This is a genomic window from Streptomyces sp. NPDC050617, from assembly GCF_040654795.1.
Classification (GTDB): Bacteria; Actinomycetota; Actinomycetes; order Streptomycetales; family Streptomycetaceae; genus Streptomyces.
Genome location: NZ_JBFAIS010000015.1, coordinates 193,647 through 210,856 on the forward strand (window position 1 = coordinate 193,647; position 17,210 = coordinate 210,856).

Consider the following 17,210-nt stretch of genomic DNA (forward strand, 5'->3'; position numbering starts at 1 on the left):
CACGCCATCATCGCCGCCGCGGACCCGCTGCGCTGCGCCCTGACCCGCATCCAGCTCTACGGGAACCCTTCCCTGCCGCTCAACTGCCGAAGAATTCCTGCTTGTCCTTGAGGTAGTTCCTGGCCGCCTCGGCCTTTTGGTCGGGCAGGAATTTGCCGAAGTGGGATTCCTTGAATTCTATATCGTTGTCCATCTTTAAATGAAATCGGCCATTTCCTCTTTCTTGGCCGCCTCGCGTAGCTCGGCCTCGGTGAGTGCGACCACGTCCGACGTCAGATTTTCCACTCGCTGAATCCCGACGATCTTGTAGGGTGCGGCCTGCTTCGCCATCCAGTCGGCCTCGATGCCGTCGCCGCTCTTCGTCAGGTACTTCTTCTTGACCTGTACGGTGAGCACGTATCCGCACCGGGACTGTGTCGCGTATCCGGCGGCGATGGCGGGGGTCGAAGTGAATTCGATCAGTTTCGCCGTCTCCTCGTCGTTGAATGCAGCTCCCGAAAAATAGTTTTTGACGTGCTCCTTCTCGGGCTTCGTGGTGTGCTCGTCGGGTGCCTGGAGCATCTTATTGAGACCGACGAAACTTCCCGGCACGTGGTGGGCATGCATGGTGGGCCCTCCCTGAGACAGGCCGTGCGGTCCTTCTGCTTCTACGGGAGAGACCGGTGGCCCGCGCCATGTACACGAGGGGGCAATGGGGTGTACGGACGGGTGATCATCTGGGATTCTCTGCAAGAAAGTTCCGGGGCGCGTTGCACATTTCGAGGCCGGGGGCCGCTGTAGGGCAGAGGGCGGCTGCGGATGGCCGCACGGCGGTGCGACGTCCGAGCGTGGCCGGATCGATCAGGAATCGAGAAGCGCGGGACACGGAGCCGCTTCTAGTCTGCTCATCATGAACATCACCATTCACACCAGCTCCCTGCCGCACGACGACCCCGACGCGTCGCTCGCCTTCTACCGTGACGTCCTCGGCTTCGAGGTCCGCAGCGATGTCGGGCAGGGCAGGATGCGCTGGATCACGGTCGGCCCGGCTGGTCAGCCGAGTACGTCGATCCTTCTGGCGCCGCCCGCCGCCGATCCCGGCATCACCGAGGACGAGCGCCGCACGATCACCGAGATGATGGCCAAGGGCACCTACGGCTGGATCCTGCTGGCCACCCCGGACCTCGACGCCACGTTCGAGAAGGTGCAGGCCGGTGATACTGAGGTCGTCCAGGAGCCGACCGAGCAGCCGTACGGCGTCCGCGACTGCGCGTTCCGCGACCCCGCGGGCAACCTGGTCCGCATCCAGGAGCTGCGCTGAGCTGTGAGGGTATCGATGCGGCCGTGAGGCGGGCCGACATCGCGACCACTCCTCAGGAACGCGGCGGCTCACCAGAGCGGAAGCGCCTGCCCTGCTGGTCGCCTGCCCTGCCGGTCGCCCGTGAGGGCCGCGTCCGGGGCCTTGCTGAACCGGTCATGAGCCCAAACTCCGTCCCGCTGCTGTCCGGCAGTCGCTCGACCGGCTGGTCGAGCCCGGCGGGTCGGCCCACACCACCGAGCGTCTGGGGCGCCCGCCGAGGCGGGCGCCCCAGACGCTCGAAGACGTCGATGGGAAGGGAAGATGAAAGACAAAGGGGAGGGCCTCATGTGTAAGCCTGAGTGGCGACGTGCGCGCGTCCAGGCCCAGCGCCTGGCTGATCTCGCGCGGCTGCGCCGCGTCCGCGACCGGATCGACAGGGAATACGCGCAGCCGCTGAACGTAGAGTCGCTCGCCCGTGATGTGAACATGTCCGCCGGGCACCTGAGTCGGCAGTTCCGGGCCGCCTACGGTGAGTCGCCGTACGCGTACCTGATGACGCGTCGCATCGAGCGGGCGATGGCGCTGCTGCGGCGGGGCGACCTCAGCGTCACCGAGATCTGCTTCGCGGTCGGCTGCGCGTCGCTGGGCACGTTCACCACCCGCTTCACCGAGCTGGTCGGCATGCCGCCCGGGGCCTTCCGGCGCCAGGCGGCCGATGCGGCGGCCGACCATGCCGATGCCGCGGGTACGGCCCGCGATGCGGGACCGGCGATCAAGGTGGAGGGGATGCCGGCGTGCGTGGCGAAACAAGTCGCGAGACCGGTCAGGAATCGAGAAGCCCCGGCCGCCGCGCAGCCCCTAGCGTGATGGTCATGGCAACCACCACTTCCACCACAGCCAACACGTCCCTCGCGTCCGTCACCCTTGAGGTGGCCGACCCCGAGGCCGCCCGCCGCTTCTACAGCGCCTTCGGCGTGGACACGTACATACGCCTGCGGGCGTCCGAGGCGCATTCCACCGGATTCCGCGGCTTCACCCTGGCGCTCACGGTGTCCGGGCCGGCCACCGTCGACAGCTTCGTCGGCGCCGCCGTGGACGCCGGCGCCACGGTGCTGAAGCCCGCCGCGAAGTCGCTGTGGGGCTACGGCGGCACCGTCCAGGCCCCGGACGGGACGATCTGGAAGATCGCGACCTCGGCGAAGAAGGACACCGGCCCCGCCACCCGCGAGATCGACGAGGTCGTCCTACTGCTCGGCGTCGAGGATGTGAAGGCCACTAAGCAGTTCTACGTCGGCCGGGGCCTGACCGTGGCCAAGAGCTTCGGTGGTAAGTACGCCGAGTTCGCCCCCGGGCAGTCCAGCCCCGTCAAGCTGGCGCTGTACAAGCACCGTTCCCTTGCCAAGGATCTCGGCGTCCCCGCCGACGGCGCCGGCTCGCACCGCATCGTCCTCGGCAGCACCGCCGACACCTTCACCGACCCGGACGGGTTCGCCTGGGAGGCTGCCGCGTCGCTCGCAACCACGCCCTCCTGACTCCCGGCCCCGCGCTCCCGCCCCGCCTGACCCTGTACGAGAGGACACGTGCCATCCTGCGGTTCCTTGGAAGCGAGCGGTACGGGGGCACCGCCGCGCCACCCGCCGTGAAAGCGCCCAGAGCCGGTGCGGCGCAGAAGCAGGCCCGTAGAGGAGGTCGGGTTCCGGCGAGGCGTCCCACCGGGGGCGGGGGCGTTTCGGTCTGCAGGCGTCACCGTTTCGGCCGTCGCATTCTCTCTCCCAGGCGGTACGGGCTTGGGCCCGCTGCACGTCTGCGCGTTGAGCACCGGCCAGCGCGTCGACCTCGCGGCGCCCTCCTCTTCGGTGGCGGAGCCCTGACAGCGGACGGGTCGCCCTGAGGACCGCAAGGCCGCCGCCGGCGACGTACTCGACACCCCCGCCCCCACCGCTCCTGCGCCGCCGGCCCCTGTGCGCCCTGGGGTCGGCGGGCCGGCGCGGGCCACGGTCACCTTCCTAGTCGAGTGGCGGCTGACCCACCTGCCGCCCGACACCCGGCCGCTGCCGTCGATTGCCCTCTACGACCAGCTACTGCGACACCGCGGCCCCAGGGCTCCACGTGAGGGGAGAAGCGACATGCGCGCCAACCGCAACCGCGGGATCACCGAGGCAGCCGCGACCACCGCCATCGGCCGGGCGTGCAGGCTGCTGCGGCTACCCACCGTCCGCAACCAGTTCCCCGGCCTCGCCCAGGCCGCGTCCCGGGAACAGATGTCCTACTGGGGCTTCCTCGCCGAGCTGCTGCTGGCCGAGTGCGACGACCGGGCCCGGCGCCGCTCCGAGCGTCGCATCAAGGCTGCCGCTTCCCCCGGGAGAAGTCGCTGCGGGCGTTCGACTCTGCTGATCGCGTTGGGCACCGAAGCCGCCGTGAAGGGCTACCGGGTCAAGTACGTCCTGGCCACCCAGTTCGTCAACGAACTCCTCGAAGCCGCCGACGACAAGCAGCAGGCCAAGACCATCGCCCGCTACGGCCGCGTCGATGCCACCTCGGCCGATGAGGGGCACGGCTAACACGACACACTCTGCAGGCTGGCGAGCGCTTTGAGGACGACCGTTTCGCCTTGATGCTGACGGCAGCATGTGGGCCAGGGCCGACCGTTGGGCCTACTCGGCGGCTTTTGCGGCCAGTTCATAGCAGCGGATCCGTGCGTCGGCATCGTAGATGGACGCGTACAGCATCAGCTCGTCCGCGCCGGTCTGCTCCACGATCTCCGCGAACCGGCGTCGCACCGTCTCCACCGTGCCGCGTGCCTGTTCCGCACCGGTGGCCTCTACGTAGCTCCGGGCCTCTTCCGGAATCTCGTGGACGGCTGCTTCTTCCGGGGACAGCAGCGCTGATGAGGTCTGCTTGGATCTTGCGACGTCGGTCGGCCGGGCCAGGCGTGCGGCCTCCGCCTCGGTGTCCGCCACGACCGTCTCGACCGCAACCATCACGTAGGGCTGGTCCGCCCACCGCGATGGCGTGAACAGTTCCCTATAACGTGCTGCCGTGGTGATGGTCCGGTCCGGCCGGATGTGGTGCGCCAGCGCGATCGGTAGTCCCAGTCGCGCCGCCAGTTCCGCACTGGCCGGGCTGGACGCCAGCAGCCACGGACGGGCGCCGCCCTTGTCCTGTCGCCGGCCCGCGATGAGCTGTACGCCGCTTTCACCGGAAAGGTAATGCAGCACCGCGGCCACGTCTTCGTTGTACTCCCTGTCCGTGCTCGGTTCACCGCCTCGGCGCAACGCCCGCACGATCGTCTGGTCGAAGGTACCCGGTCCCCGGCCGATGCCCATATCGATGCGGTCCGGATGCAGCGTCGCCAGTGTGGCGAACTGTTCCGCGAGCGCCAGTGGCGCATGGTTGGGCGCCAGAACACCGCCGGACCCGAGTCGAATTCTGCTGGTCTGTGCTGCGAGGTGCGCGATCAGAACCGCCGGCACCACGCTCGCGGAAAGATCGGTTCCGTGATGCTCGGCGAACCAGATACGCCGGTATCCGAGATCGTCCAGACGCATCACGGTTCGGCTGGTTGCGGCGAGCGACTCGGCGGCGGTGCGTCCTTGCTCCGCGATTACGAGGTCCAACGCGGACAGTGGGATCGGCATGAAGTGAGTCCCCATTTCTTACCGACATTTCTTACCGACTGGTTCGGGTGTTGTCGGATGGCGGGTCAGTTCCGGTCCAGGGCCGGTGAGACAGCCGTCGATCAGGTCAGGGCGATGTTGGATGTGCCCTGGAGGGGTTTGAGAAGGGTCGTAGGGTCGTTCGGGGGAGGTGGCCTGGTAGTTGTTTCTTCCGGGGGATGTGGGTCATGGTCGGGCCGCGCGCTGTGAGCGCGTTCACCCTGTAATGGATCCGCAGGCATGCCTGTGGGCTCCGGCGTCGCGGCGCCGGAACCGGCGGTCCGGCCGAGTCCATCGCCCGGGGCGGGCACTGTGCATGCAGCAGCAGCCGTCGTCACGTCACTGCGGCGGCTGTCGGCGCGCTGCCCGGGTTTCGGTGGTGCGTCGGCGGAGTTCCGGCTGCGCGAGCGCCGGTGGGACGTAGGCGACGTCGACGGGTCCGACATCGGTTCCCGGCGCCACGATCTCGTCGATGCGGTCGAGCAGGTCGTCGTCGAGGAGCGTGTCCGCTCCCGCGAGCAGGTCGTCGAGCTGGTCGGGTGTGCGGGGGCCGATGATCGCCGAGGTGACCGCGGGGTGGGCCGTTACGAACGCCAGAGCGAGGTGGGGCAGCGACAGTCCGGCCTGCTCGGCGATCCGGGCGAGCGCTTCGACGGCGTCGAGCTTGCGTTCGTCGGTCATATGCCGCCGTGCCCAGTGCAGACGCCCGGCCGAGACCGTTTCCCCGTTGTCTTTTCGGAGGCGCCCGGCGAGCAGGCCCATCGCCAACGGGCTCCACACCAGCACACCCAGCCCATAGCGCTCGCAGACCGGCAGGATCTCGCGTTCGATCCCGCGATTGAGGACCGAGTAGTGCGGCTGTTCGGAGCGGAAGCGGGCGAGCCCGCGCTGTTCGGCCACCCATTGGGCTTGGGCGATGTCCGAGGCGGGCAGGTTGGAGTGGCCGATCGCACGGATCTTGCCCGCGCGCAGCAGGTCGGTCAGCGCGCCGAGGGTTTCCTCCGTGTCGGTGCCGGGCTCGGGGTGGTGGGCCTGGTAGAGGTCGATGTGGTCGACGCCCAGGCGGCGCAGCGACCCTTCGACCGCGGAAACGATCCACCGGCGGGAGCTGCCGCGCCGGTTGGGGTCGGATCCCATCGGGCCGTTGAATTTCGTGGCCAGGACGACGTCGTCGCGGCGGCCGCGCAGGGCCTTCCCGATGATCTTCTCGGATTTACCGCCGCCGCCATAGACGTCGGCGGTGTCGATGACGTTGATGCCGCCATCGAGGGCGCGGTGGACGATGCGGACGCAGTCGTCGGGGTCGGGGTTGCCGTACGGGCCGAACATCATCGTGCCCAGGGCGTAGGCGCTGACCTGGATGCCGGTCCGGCCGAGCGGACGGGTTCGCATGGGTTTCTCCTGGGGTGGAGGTGGGCGGCCGGTCCGGCCGCACACCTCGCGGAACGGTCAGGCCTGGGTGTACTCGGCCGCGACGTCGACGATCCAGGTGACGCCGAAGCGGTCGGCCAGCATCCCGAACGCGGGCGCCCACTGGGCGGGGCCGAACGCCTCGATCACGGTCGCGCCCTTGGCGAGGCCCTCCCACACGGGGGTGACCTCCTCGACGCTGTCGCCGCGGACGGACAGGAAGAACGGCTCCTGGGTGATCGTGGTGCCGTTCTGCCGACGCGTGGTGGGCGCGCCAGGGGCGGTCGGCGTGTGTTCGCCAGGCACGTCGTAGGCCATGACCCGGAAGCCGTTGTCGGCGACGACCTGGCCGAAAACGACGTTCGTCGCGCCGGGCAGTTCGGCGGGCATCCCGAAGTCGGCGTAGGTGGCGACGGTGAGCCGGCCGCCGAAGACCGACTGGTAGAACTCCAGGGCTTCGCGGGCCTGGCCGTGGAAGTTCAGGTGCGCGACAGCGTTGAGCGACATGGTGTTCCGGTCCTTCACGAGTGATTTCTGGTGCCGGAGGTTCCGGCGACAGGACCGACGATGTCAGCAGTACAGGTCAGAAAACGTCCGCTTCTTTTGGCACGGCGAAACATGCCGATCGCCTCCTCGACGACGACCTCCAGCCGGCTGCCGACGCTGCTGCTGTCCATGCTGCGGGGCCGCCGGGACTGGCCGGGCGGCCTGCTCGCCGAGCGGCTGAGCGTCAGCGAACGAACCGTGCCGTGCGACGTCGACCGGCTGCGCGAGCTGGGTTACCGCGTGCAGGCGATCAAGGGCCCTCACGGCGGCTACCGACTCGCAGCGGGCAGCCAGGTGCCGCCACTGCTGTTCGACTAGGAGCAGGCGGTCGCGCTGGCTGTGGCGCTTCGGATCGCCGTCGGGACGGGCGCGGGCATCGAGGAGGCGGCCGCGCGGGCGCCGGCCACCGTGCGGCAGGTGCTGCCGTCGCGGTTGCGGCAGCGGTTCGACACCGACAAAGTCAGCGTGGCCGGGCACGGTGCCGATTCGCAGGCCGATACCGGGATCCTGCTGACGCTGAGTGCCGCGGCCCGCGCGGGGGAGAGGCCGCGGTTCGACTACCGCTCACCGGGGCGCACCGGGGCGCACCGAGGATGCCGAGCCGCGCCCGCCTCGCCGGGTGCAGCCACATCATCTGGTGGTGCGTTTCGGGCGCTGGTACGTCGCCGGCTGGGCCCCCGACCGCGGCGACTGGCGGACCTTCCGTGTCGACCGGATGGCACTGCGGGTCCTGGCTGGGCCGCGGTTCGTTCCCCGTGGAGTGCCGGGGGCGACGTGACCGCCTTCCTGTCGGCCCGGTTCGAGGGTTCCGGGAGCGCGGACGTCTGGCCCTGCCATGGCGAGGGCGGCCCAGGATCAGGATCCCGGCGTCAGCCTGGTCCGGTCGCCGCCCTCGCGGCGGCGTTGGCCCGCTTCGACACCGAGATCGAGGTAGTTGCCTCGGCGGAGTTGCGTGTGGCGTTCGCGGAGCTGTCCCGTCGCGCTGGCCGCGCCGCGGGAACCGGATAGGGCTGTCCAACGAGCCCCGGGAGGGGCGGCGGCGCCGCGCGAACGGATGAACCGGGGTGAACCTCGACCGTCGTGGCCGGGAGGCGCGGGCCTTCGGCAGAGGCGGCCGAACGGGAGCCCGCAGAGCGCGCCACGCTCGACCAGGGCGTAACCGTGCGGCGCGGCCAGGGCTACACCCTGCGCATCAAGGCCATGCCCGCGACCCACCGCCGACACCTCGACCTCCGCCAAGCCCCCGACGGCACCGCGGCGGTCCCGGCCCAGCGCAAGGCCCGCCGCGAGTACGAGCACCGCGTCAATCTGCATGCCCCCGCTGCAGACCTCGGAAGTCAGCCACGCCCCGCTGCATGCCAGGTAGCGGCAGTTTCACGAGTACAGGGCCGAGCACCTTGCCGCTGCCAGCTGTCAGCGCCCCGTTAGCCACCTACCAGGGCCGAGGAGTGCGAGGTTCGTGATCAGGGCTGGAGGCTCGTCACCCCGCCATCGCACGCACGAGCGACTTCAAAACTCACCGACATTCCGTGCCTCGAGCTCCATTGAGCGCCTCCCGGAGTCGGCACGAACATCTCCCGAAGGTCCCTACAAAACCACCGGGGTTGAGGAAGGCGTGACATGCCGTGAGTTCCGGCCGGAGCGCGGTCTGCCGGACTTCGTGTCCGTGAAGATCTTCCGGTATCCGGTATCCGGCATCCGGCGGTGGTGAGGGCGTCGAGTTGCCGTTCGGGTTTCTGCCCGCCGGTTGCGACGCGGGCATATCCGATTTTGATCTCGGTCCGGACGGCCCGCTCGGCGGTCAGCAAAGCGGCGTGGCCGACGGGCTCCAGAGCGTCGGTCATGGTCTCGGAACATGTCCGTCACCCGGCCGGCACAAAACCGCGCACTAGTGGATGCACGGCCACGATCGACCGGATACGGGGCCCGTCCAGGCTGTGTGCAGTGCACGGCGAACCGTGCGACTGGCGGCGGAGAGGCGGGTTCCGATGGGTGTGTGGCGTGCGAGGGCGGTCCGGGTCCCCCGGCGACGTGCGGTGTGCGGCGCGCTGGCGCTGGCCGCGGTTCTCGGCGGGGGTACGTACGCGGGTGTCGCATTTGTCGGGGACCGGCCGTCCCCTATCGCCTCCTCGCACTCCTCCCTCACCGACCGCGCGGCGATCGCCGGCAAGATGGACCTGCCGTGGCCGGGCGAGGGCCAGACCAGTATCGCGGTCGACGGGCTGGGCTCGCTCGGCAGCAAGGGCGGGGCCACGCCGGTGCCGATCGCGAGCGTGACCAAGGTGATGACCGCGTACGTGATCCTCAAGGAGCACCCGCTCAAGGACGGGGAGCAGGGGCCGCGGGTCGATGTCGATGCGAAGGCCGCCCAGGAGTCGCAGTCCCTGAGCGAGTCCACTGTGCCGCTGCGCGAGGGGCAGCGCTTCACCCAGCGCCAGCTCCTGGAGCTCCTCATGCTGCCCTCCGGCAACAATGCCGCCCGGCTCTTCGCCCGCTGGGACTCCGGCTCCCAGGAGAAGTTCGTCGAGAAGATGAACCGGGCCGCTCAGGACCTCGGGATGACCCACACCGCGTACACGGGTGCCAGCGGCGTCGAGGAGAGCACCCGCAGCACCGCCGACGACCAGCTGAAGCTGGCACGGGCGGCCATGGGGCAGCCGGCCCTGCGTAAGGTCGTCGCCCTGCGCGAGACCACCGTGCCAGGCATACCCGGCACGGTCACCAACACCAACCAGCTCCTGGACCGGCCCGGCGTCATCGGCCTCAAAACCGGCTCGACCACCCCCGCGGGCGGCAGCCTGATGTGGGCCGCCGAGGTACGGGCGGGCGGCCGGCAGCGCCTCGTGCTCGGCGTCACCCTGGCCCAGCGGGCGAACACCACGCCCACTGAGGGCCTGTCCGCCGCCTTGGACCGCAGCGGCAAGCTCATTGAGGCGCTGCGCACGCAGCTGCCCGCCGCGCTTGACGGCGAAAAGAGCAGCGAGGACAACGGCGACAAGGGGGCCCGCTCGTGACCGCGTTACCTCCCCCCCCGGCACTCTCCGGGCCCAGGCCCCGGACCAGTCGGCGGGACCCGGCCGCGGCGGCGTCCGGCGGCGCGGCCGAGCCCTGGCAGCGCCGCCGTGCTCAGCGCGCTGCTGATGCTGCGGCACTCGCTCGTGCCGAACACGCCCGGGAACCTAGGCAGCCTCCTGGACACCTTCCTGTCCTGACTCGGACTGCGCGTGTCCGTGTTCCTGGCGTTCGCCGCAGTGCGCCGATCGGCGACGCCGGCCGTGACGGCGCTGCTCCCTGCCGTGGTGTGGGCGTCGACCGATATCCGGCGACCAGTTCCTGGACATGCGCGGCTCGGTGTCGGCGAACTCGCGGGCGGCGTCGATGTCGCCGGCCTGAACGGCCCCGAGGTCGTGGAAGGCGCTGATGGCAGCGTGCGGAGCACGGCGCCGGCGCGGCGATGTGGCGACGATTGGGACGCCAGGGCGGGCAGACGCTGACGGCCGCGCTCGACAACCCCTACGGCGACGTCCTCTTTCGCGCCCAGGAAGCCCGCGCCGATGCGGAGGAGGAGCGGCACCGTGCCGCTGAGCGGGAGGCGCGACGGCCGGTGTGCACGCGCTGCGGCACCAAGTTCACCGACGAACGCTGGCAGGAGACCAGGCGGTCCTCGTGGCCCCGGTGGGCGAGACGGGTTGTGCGGACCGTGCGCCAAGGAGGCCGCCGACCGGGCGGAGGCTGAGCGCGTCGCGCGCCGGCAGGCGGAGGAAGCCGAACGCGCCGCCGCCGAAGCGCCGGCCGTGAAGTCCCGCAGCCGGTTCGGCATCACCCGCCGCCGGTAGCGGACGGGCTCGGGGCGGGGGTGGTTGGGAGTCTGGTCGGATGCGATCCGGTGCTGCGCGGCCGGGTGTCAGGACTACCGTGTCCGTATGGACTTCTCCGATGCCCTGCGGGCGCTGAAGGCCGGTCGGTGTATGGCCAGAGGCTCCTGGGTGGAGCCCGGGAAGTACATCTACCGAGTCCCGGCGAACACGTCGCTGGAGGACGGCAGTTCCGCCGAGCACTCGGCTACGCATCTGTTCTACCGTCCGGCCAAGGGCGCGAGGGGGCTGGTTGAGCCGTACACACCTCTCCCGTACACACCTCTCCCGGACGCGCTGGAAGCCGGCGACTGGTACCTCGTCGAGCCGAGAAAGGGCTCCGGAGCTCCTGGCTAGGAGGCCGCACCGGCCCCGGCAGTGAGGCCGTGTGACCTGGTGCCCGCCGGCACCATCACGTCACCCTCGTGACCGCCGCCCGCGCGTGTGGCAGCAAGGGCATTGCACTGCCCCTCTGAGCCAGTTGTTCCACGCCGCCCCAAGTGGGTCTCCGAACGGAGACCGGAGGGCGCCGTCGCGCCCGTATGTCACCACTGTGGCTTGCGGGTGGCCGCCTGGCGCCGGTAGTCGCGGGGGCTCAGGCCATATGCGGTGTGGAAGATGCGGCTGAAGTGGGCGGTGTTGGTGAAGCCCCGGCGTACCGCGATGGTCTGGATCGACTGGTGCAGGAGCCCGGGGTCGGTCAGATCGCGACGGCAGCGCTCCAGCCGACGGGAGCGGATCCATGCCGCAACGGAACCGTCACAAGTGCGAAAGAGCCGGTGGAGACTACGTACGGACAGATGATGGGCGTCGGCGACCGCCTGCGGTGTAAGTCCCGGGTCACCGAGGTTCTCGTCGATGAAGGCGTGGATGCGGGCGATCAGGGTGGCCTGGTGTGTCTCCGGCGGGAGCGCGGCGCCCGCTTCGAGCTCGTGCGCGAGCAGGGCCGACAACAGGTCCACGGTGACCATGCCCACCCGCGCGGCGTCGGCGGCCGTGTACGTCCCCACGCCGTCGGCCAGTTCGTGAAGCTGCCGGGCCATTAGTCGGCCGAGCCCGTTCTGGGCCGGCAACCGAGCGGCGGTCAGCTGTGCAATCTTGCGGTCCGGCAGCGGGAGCAGCGTGTGGGGAAAGGAGATGAGCAGCCCGGTCCACCCCGTTGTGCCCGTTTCGGTAGAGGTACGGAGGGGGCGGGAGGTGCTGTGCAGTACGAAGTTGCCAGGGCCGAGCGTGGTGTCGCGGTGGTCCTGGGCCATATTGACCTGCCCGCGCACGAGGAGACCGAGGGTGTAGTGCTCAGGGTCGGACCGGCGGATGTGTTGGCGGGTGCGGTGGGCCTGCAGGGACGGTTGGATCATCAGTCCCAGGTCGACGGCGCCGAGTTCTGCCACGTGCAGTTGGGCACGGAAGTCGTCCACGTGGTCGGTGCGGATGTCGTACGGCGCCATGGTCTGGCAGATCATGTCCCGCCAGAACGGGAACCGTTCGGCCGGAGGCAGATCCTCGGTACGGATCAGCAGCCCCATAAGCCTTCCCCCCGAGCCCCCGAGCAACTTGCCCCCTACATCCGTTCCCACACTGCCACGACGGCGCGTTGGGGGTGGCGGGGCACTTCTGGTTCCGGCCACCTCCCGCGGCCCTGCCCGGCCATCCGCCTCTCTGACACGGATGCCTGGGAGGTCGTTGGCGTTCATCGGCACGTACGTGGCGCTCGTCGTCAACTCCTCTCCTCCCGCATCGGCCATTCTCGGTCCGTGCGGGGAGGAACCTCCATACGGCACTCCCGTCCCGAGGCCCGACCGGGCGACGAAGCGGCCCGACGGGCCCGCGCACACCGGATCACGGAGGCATCATGAAGTTCATCGGCAACCCCATGGTGAAAGCCGCAGCCTTGGGCGCCCTGACCATCGCGCTCATCGCCGCGCCCGCGGCGTCCGCCTGGGCCGCGGCACCAGACGGCCGCGGCGGAGGACCCTACGCGACAGCGCCGCACGACCGCAGTGCGGAAGTCGGCGGGATGGCCCAGCAGGTACGTCAGGCCCTCGCGCACAATCCCGGTTCACGCCAGATCGACGCGCACACCATCGCACTCGGCAAGGGCGCCTTCATGGACCTCGCGGACGGAAAATGCTCCCGTGGCCGACTGTGCGTCTACAAGGACAGCAACTTCTCCGGCGGGGCCATGTACTGGTCCACCTGCACGACACAGGACCTGCGCCGCTTCCACTGGCCCAACGGGGAGTCAGCGGTGGGCAGCATCTCCTCGATCGACAACCGCAACCAGTACGGCGACGTCCAGTCCAGGTTCTACGACAGCCGCGACCGGTTCATGATCGCGGTCAATGCCGGGCACTACCTCAAGGACCTGTCCAAGGACAGCTCGCAGACAGGCGGAAGCCCCAACGACAAGACCTACAAGATCAAGGTCTGCTGATCACACGCCTCACCCCAGCCCTCGAAGCGTAGGAGGCCAAGGCACCCTACGCTTCGAGGCTTCGGCACCGCTCCGTCCCGCGGCAGACACCTTCAAGGCCCCCTGGACGCCCGAAGGCGCACAGGCCGGTCAGCAGATCCTGCCGGAGCCGATCCACCGCCGCCGGTGGCGGCGCTGTGCAGAGCCGTGCGTATGTGTCTGGGAGTAGCTGACCGGCGCTTCCCGTTACCCCGGTGGCATGTGCTTGGTCAGTGCTGTTCCGGATGACCGGGTCTGCCGATGCCCAGGCGATGGGGTGGATGACCGCGATCTGCGCCGCGCGCTTCGCTGGGGCGGTTCACGCCCGGCCGCGGCCTGATGCCTGCCGACCCGCCGAGGGGCTTGCCGGGCCCGGCCTGCAGGGGGTGCCGTATGCGGCCGGGCGCTGGGCGGGGGTGCGTCCGGGAGCGGCTGGAGAGGTCGTCAGGGGCGGTAGGCGCGCTTGGAGCGGCGGCTCATCTTCGTGTTCTGGAAGGCCACGCATTCCCAGCGTCCGTCGTGGCGGTGCAGCGTGAAGGTCTGGAACTTGTCGACGTTGATCCGGCTGCCCTTGCCGATGCCGCCGACGGTGGTCACCACCGCTGTCGACTCGTCCGGCATCCGCACGTCGATTGGCCTGACTGCCATGCGTGTGCCCTTCTGCCACCGGGTGAACACCTCATGATGGGTCTGTTCGATGGCGGCGCGGCCGAGCATGACGTCCCCCATGAAGATCACGTACGAGGCGTTGTGCGCGAACTGTGCCGCGTAGCCGCTCGCGTCTCCTGCGTCCCAGGCGTCCCGGATCCGTTCGAGGAATTGCTCGACCGTGTCCTGGTGCGTGACCGTCATCGTCGTCTCCTGTGGTCGGCCGCCTCGCGGCAGCACCTCAATCAGTTCTCGCTGAAACTATTCTTACTGAAACGGTTTGTGCAAGTCCTGCCCGTCACCGAATCGAGCAGTCGTCGGGTTGGGTGGTTGGTTGTTGGGTTTGGGTGGGTTGTCTTTTGGGTTCGTTGGTGGTGTTGGTGTGGATGATGTCGAGTGGTCGGCGCAGTTCGGGCTGGTCTTCGGCCGTCAGTTCCGCGGTCGGCTGCTCTTCCGAGGTGTCCGTGAGTCGGATCAGCTTCTCCAGTTCCCGCCGTACCTCCGCCCGCAGGTGGGCTGGTTTTCTCCGGGTGTCGGTGGGTGGTTCGTGCCGTGCTGCGGGGTGGCCGGAGGCGTTGCGGAGTCGGTGAGGTAGGCGGTCAGCAGCGGCCCTTCAAGCGTTGCCCGGTCGATGGTCGCGCCGGTGTACTGGCCTGTGGCGCGCAGGGCTGCGTGCAGGCCGGTTATCTGTTCGGGAGCCGTGCTGAGCTGGTGCTGGACGGCCGTGAGGAAATGACGGTGTCCGTCGCCGCGGTGCGTTGCGGGGCGGCCGGGTTCGGATGCGGGAGTTGCCGTGTTGCCCGCCGAGGCGATCACGGAGCTGAGCGGCTCGTTCGCGCGGGGGCCTCGCGTGGTAGGTCCCTTCCTCGCCTCGTCGACGTACGAGCCGTTCCCGCCGAAACGGTTCCGCCCCGCCCCGTCCCGCTCTGCCTGCCCTGGCCGGGCGTGGCCTGCCCTGGCTGGTCGTGGTGGCGCGTGGCTTGGTCCCGCCGGGGTTGTGCCGCGTCAGCCTGTGTCGAGTCCTTCGAGTGTGGGGGCGTGGAGGTGCCCCGGCTGTGGTGGGTGTTGGCGGGCCTGCCCATGTCGCTGGCCGCCGGCGGATTCCTGGTTCTCGCGGTTGACGTCGGCGACTGGCTCCGTCCCGATGCCCCGACCAGAGTGGAGTGTCTGTTCTGCCCTGTCTGCGGCTGCAGCGGATGGACCTCGGGCCAGTTCGTACCTGGCTGGCCGTACTCGTTCGTCGCTGTTCTCGGATCGGGTCGCATGTCCTGGTGCCGACTCCTGGGCGGCGTGCGTCTTGAATCCGCCGGCGGCGTCGCCGTGGTCGCAGTTGGCCGAGGAAGGTGGCCGGCCGGGGGAGGTATCCGGTGTGCTGTCAGTCCGTAGCGGGCCTTGCGAGTTGCAGGTTCGCCCTCTGGCCCCTCCGGTTCCTCCAGTCCCGGTGGGACCGAGCGCGGCCAGGGGCGCACGGGTGCGACGTGCTGGCGGAGCCCCCGGAGCTGTGACTTCGTGGGCGTTTGCCAGCGGTCGACCTGTGGTCGCGGCTGGTCCTGCCTGCCTGCCTGCCTGCCTGCCTGCCTGCCTGCCTGCCTGTCGGGCGGGCCTGTGCTGTGCCGGCGCGTCTGCGTGTACGAAGGGAGAAGACGGCCCCCGTGGGGGGCTCCCGCCGGAGTAGGCCGCGCAGCGCGGTCGGTCCCGGTGGGGGTCTGCGGTCGGAGTAGGTCGCGCGGCGCGGTCGGTCCCGGTGGGGGTCTGTGGTCGGAGTAGGTCGCGCGGCGTGGGCGGCTGGACTGTGGTGGCGTCCTGTGGTGTGGTCCGGCAGGTTGCGTGCCTCTGTGCGCCCCGTAACCCGTGATCATGCAGGGCAGTTCAGTCGATATGTACACATCGTCCTCGGCTCCTTCGCTGTCCGTACGTGTTGCTGCTGTGCCTCGTCTGTCGCGGCTTGCGGCGGCTTCGCTGGCCGGTACTGCCATCGAGTTCTACGACTTCCTTGTCTACGGCATCGCGGCGGCGCTGGTGCTCGGGCCGAAGTTCTTCCCGACGGTCTCCCCGCTGGCCGGAACCCTTGCCGCCCTGGCCACCTTCGGCGTCGGGTTCGCGGCGCGGCCGCTGGGCTCCGCTCTCTTCGGCCACCTGGGAGACCGGCGCGGCCGGCGGCCTGTCCTGGTGATCTCGCTGCTGGTGACCGGGCTCGCCACGGTCGCTGTCGGCTGTCTGCCGACGTACGACTCGATCGGCATCGCCGCGCCCGTGCTGCTGGTGGTGTTGCGCTTCGTGCAGGGGGTCGGGGTGGGCGGGGAGTGGGGCGGCGCGGTTCTGCTGACCGCTGAGCACGCGCCGGCCGGCCGGCGCGGACTGTGGTCGAGTTTCCCGCAGATCGGCCCGCCGCTCGGCTCGGTCCTGGCCAACGGCATCATGCTGGCGCTGTCCGCCGCCCTGAGCGACGCGCAGTTCATGCTCTGGGGATGGAGGCTGCCGTTCCTGTTCGCGGGCGTGCTCACCGCGGCGGGACTCGCGCTGCGCACCTCGCTCCCGGAAAGCCCCGACTTCCTCGAACAGCGCGAGCGCGCCCGCATGCCGCTCGTCGAAGTAGCACGCGAGCACGGGCGGCTGCTCCTGCTCACCGCGGGAGCGCTGGCCGCCTCGACCGCCGTCTCCTACACCATGTCGACCTGGGCCCTGTCCTACGCCGTCGACCGCCTGGGCGTCGACCGTACCGTCATGCTCGGCTGCACACTGTCCGTCGCCGTCATCACGGGCGCGCTCATCCCCGTGGCCGCCGTTCTGGGGGACCGCTACGGGCGGCGGCCGCTGTGCCTGCTCGGGTGCACGGGCTGCGCTGTGTGGATGTTCCCGATGATCGGCCTCCTGTCGACCGGCCGGCCGCCGCTGATCTTCCTCGGCTATCTGGGCGCGATGCTCGGGTGCGTCACGATGCTCGCCGCCGTCGCGGCGTATCTGCCGGAGCTGTACGCCTCCCGGGTACGCTGCACGGGCGCGTCCGTCGGCTACAGCCTGGGCACGGTCCTGGGCGGCGCGCTCACACCGATGGTGGCCACCGCCCTCGCCCACGGGCCCGGCGCCCCCTGGGGCGTGGCCGTGTACCTGACCGCGGTCGCCCTGCTGAGCCTGGGCTGCTTCGCCCTCCTGCCGGACACCCGCCCCGCAGTCCCGCAGCCGGCCGCGGCCACCGGATAGGCGGCGCCGGCAGCCCGGCCCGCCGGAACCGGCCACCGGCCGGGCCGCGGCACACCGCCGCTCCCGCCCTGCCTCGACCTCGGCCCCTGCCTCGACCTCGGCCCCTGCCTCGACCTCGGCCCCTGCCTCGACCTCGGCCCCTGCCTCGACCTCGGCCCCTGCCT

General features: G+C 69.9%; 14 protein-coding genes and 3 pseudogenes. 11 read left to right on the forward strand and 6 right to left on the reverse strand.

Annotation, left to right across the window (positions count from 1 at the left end; genetic code table 11):
• Positions 1 to 195: 195 nt before the first annotated feature.
• Positions 196 to 606, reverse strand: a complete 411-nt coding sequence (locus AB0I49_RS21415) for a hypothetical protein (RefSeq protein WP_363228600.1) — start codon at positions 604 to 606, stop codon at positions 196 to 198.
• A gap of 283 nt (positions 607 to 889) precedes the next feature.
• On the opposite strand from AB0I49_RS21415, the gene AB0I49_RS21420 reads away from it, so the two are divergent.
• The 4 genes and pseudogenes from AB0I49_RS21420 to AB0I49_RS21435 form a co-directional block, all read left to right on the forward strand.
• On the forward strand, positions 890 to 1,300 hold the full coding sequence (locus tag AB0I49_RS21420) for a VOC family protein (protein ID WP_363228601.1): 411 nt from the start codon (positions 890 to 892) through the stop codon (positions 1,298 to 1,300).
• Between the two features lie 324 nt (positions 1,301 to 1,624).
• The gene (locus AB0I49_RS21425; RefSeq protein WP_363228626.1) at positions 1,625 to 2,146 is read left to right on the forward strand and encodes a helix-turn-helix transcriptional regulator; all 522 of its coding nucleotides are present in this window, start codon (positions 1,625 to 1,627) and stop codon (positions 2,144 to 2,146) included.
• On the forward strand, positions 2,146 to 2,811 hold the full coding sequence (locus tag AB0I49_RS21430) for a glyoxalase (protein WP_363228602.1): 666 nt from the start codon (positions 2,146 to 2,148) through the stop codon (positions 2,809 to 2,811). The genes AB0I49_RS21425 and AB0I49_RS21430 overlap by 1 nt, the downstream gene beginning before the upstream one ends.
• 594 nt (positions 2,812 to 3,405) lie before the next feature.
• Positions 3,406 to 3,810 (forward strand): annotated as a pseudogene (locus AB0I49_RS21435) (ATP-binding protein); the annotation flags it as partial.
• Positions 3,811 to 3,933: 123 nt separating this feature from the next.
• On the opposite strand, the gene AB0I49_RS21440 reads toward AB0I49_RS21435, so the two are convergent.
• The 3 genes from AB0I49_RS21440 to AB0I49_RS21450 form a co-directional block, all read right to left on the reverse strand.
• A complete protein-coding gene (locus AB0I49_RS21440) occupies positions 3,934 to 4,917 on the reverse strand; it encodes an MsnO8 family LLM class oxidoreductase (RefSeq protein WP_363228603.1) in 984 nt (327 codons plus the stop codon).
• Positions 4,918 to 5,274: 357 nt separating this feature from the next.
• Positions 5,275 to 6,327 (reverse strand): aldo/keto reductase, encoded by a 1,053-nt coding sequence (locus tag AB0I49_RS21445; RefSeq protein WP_363228604.1) that lies wholly within the window; start codon positions 6,325 to 6,327, stop codon positions 5,275 to 5,277.
• A 57-nt stretch (positions 6,328 to 6,384) separates the two neighbouring features.
• On the reverse strand, positions 6,385 to 6,852 hold the full coding sequence (locus AB0I49_RS21450; RefSeq protein ID WP_363228605.1) for a VOC family protein: 468 nt from the start codon (positions 6,850 to 6,852) through the stop codon (positions 6,385 to 6,387).
• Between the two features lie 111 nt (positions 6,853 to 6,963).
• Here AB0I49_RS21450 and AB0I49_RS21455 point away from each other — a divergent pair.
• From AB0I49_RS21455 to AB0I49_RS21470, 4 genes and pseudogenes are all read left to right on the forward strand, one after another.
• Positions 6,964 to 7,899: pseudogene (locus AB0I49_RS21455) on the forward strand (WYL domain-containing protein).
• Positions 7,900 to 8,879: 980 nt separating this feature from the next.
• Positions 8,880 to 9,905: a serine hydrolase gene (locus tag AB0I49_RS21460; RefSeq protein WP_363228606.1), complete on the forward strand. Its 1,026-nt coding sequence runs from the start codon at positions 8,880 to 8,882 to the stop codon at positions 9,903 to 9,905.
• A 210-nt stretch (positions 9,906 to 10,115) separates the two neighbouring features.
• Positions 10,116 to 10,385, forward strand: a complete 270-nt coding sequence (locus AB0I49_RS21465) for a hypothetical protein (RefSeq protein ID WP_363228607.1) — start codon at positions 10,116 to 10,118, stop codon at positions 10,383 to 10,385.
• 429 nt (positions 10,386 to 10,814) lie between these two features.
• Positions 10,815 to 11,102, forward strand: a complete 288-nt coding sequence (locus tag AB0I49_RS21470; protein WP_363228608.1) for a hypothetical protein — start codon at positions 10,815 to 10,817, stop codon at positions 11,100 to 11,102.
• Positions 11,103 to 11,290: 188 nt separating this feature from the next.
• Here the strand turns inward: AB0I49_RS21470 and AB0I49_RS21475 are convergent, their stop codons facing one another.
• Positions 11,291 to 12,271 (reverse strand): helix-turn-helix domain-containing protein, encoded by a 981-nt coding sequence (locus tag AB0I49_RS21475; RefSeq protein ID WP_363228609.1) that lies wholly within the window; start codon positions 12,269 to 12,271, stop codon positions 11,291 to 11,293.
• 326 nt (positions 12,272 to 12,597) lie between these two features.
• Between AB0I49_RS21475 and AB0I49_RS21480 the strand changes: the two genes are divergently transcribed.
• Positions 12,598 to 13,179 carry a peptidase inhibitor family I36 protein gene (locus AB0I49_RS21480; RefSeq protein ID WP_363228610.1) on the forward strand — a complete coding sequence of 194 codons (582 nt, stop codon included), beginning with the start codon at positions 12,598 to 12,600 and terminating at the stop codon, positions 13,177 to 13,179.
• A 462-nt stretch (positions 13,180 to 13,641) separates the two neighbouring features.
• Here the strand turns inward: AB0I49_RS21480 and AB0I49_RS21485 are convergent, their stop codons facing one another.
• Positions 13,642 to 14,049: an SgcJ/EcaC family oxidoreductase gene (locus tag AB0I49_RS21485; protein WP_363228611.1), complete on the reverse strand. Its 408-nt coding sequence runs from the start codon at positions 14,047 to 14,049 to the stop codon at positions 13,642 to 13,644.
• A gap of 828 nt (positions 14,050 to 14,877) precedes the next feature.
• On the opposite strand from AB0I49_RS21485, the pseudogene AB0I49_RS21490 reads away from it, so the two are divergent.
• Positions 14,878 to 15,144, forward strand: a pseudogene (locus AB0I49_RS21490) (transposase); the annotation flags it as partial.
• 636 nt (positions 15,145 to 15,780) lie between these two features.
• A complete protein-coding gene (locus AB0I49_RS21495) occupies positions 15,781 to 17,046 on the forward strand; it encodes an MFS transporter (RefSeq protein ID WP_363228627.1) in 1,266 nt (421 codons plus the stop codon).
• Positions 17,047 to 17,210 lie beyond the last annotated feature (164 nt).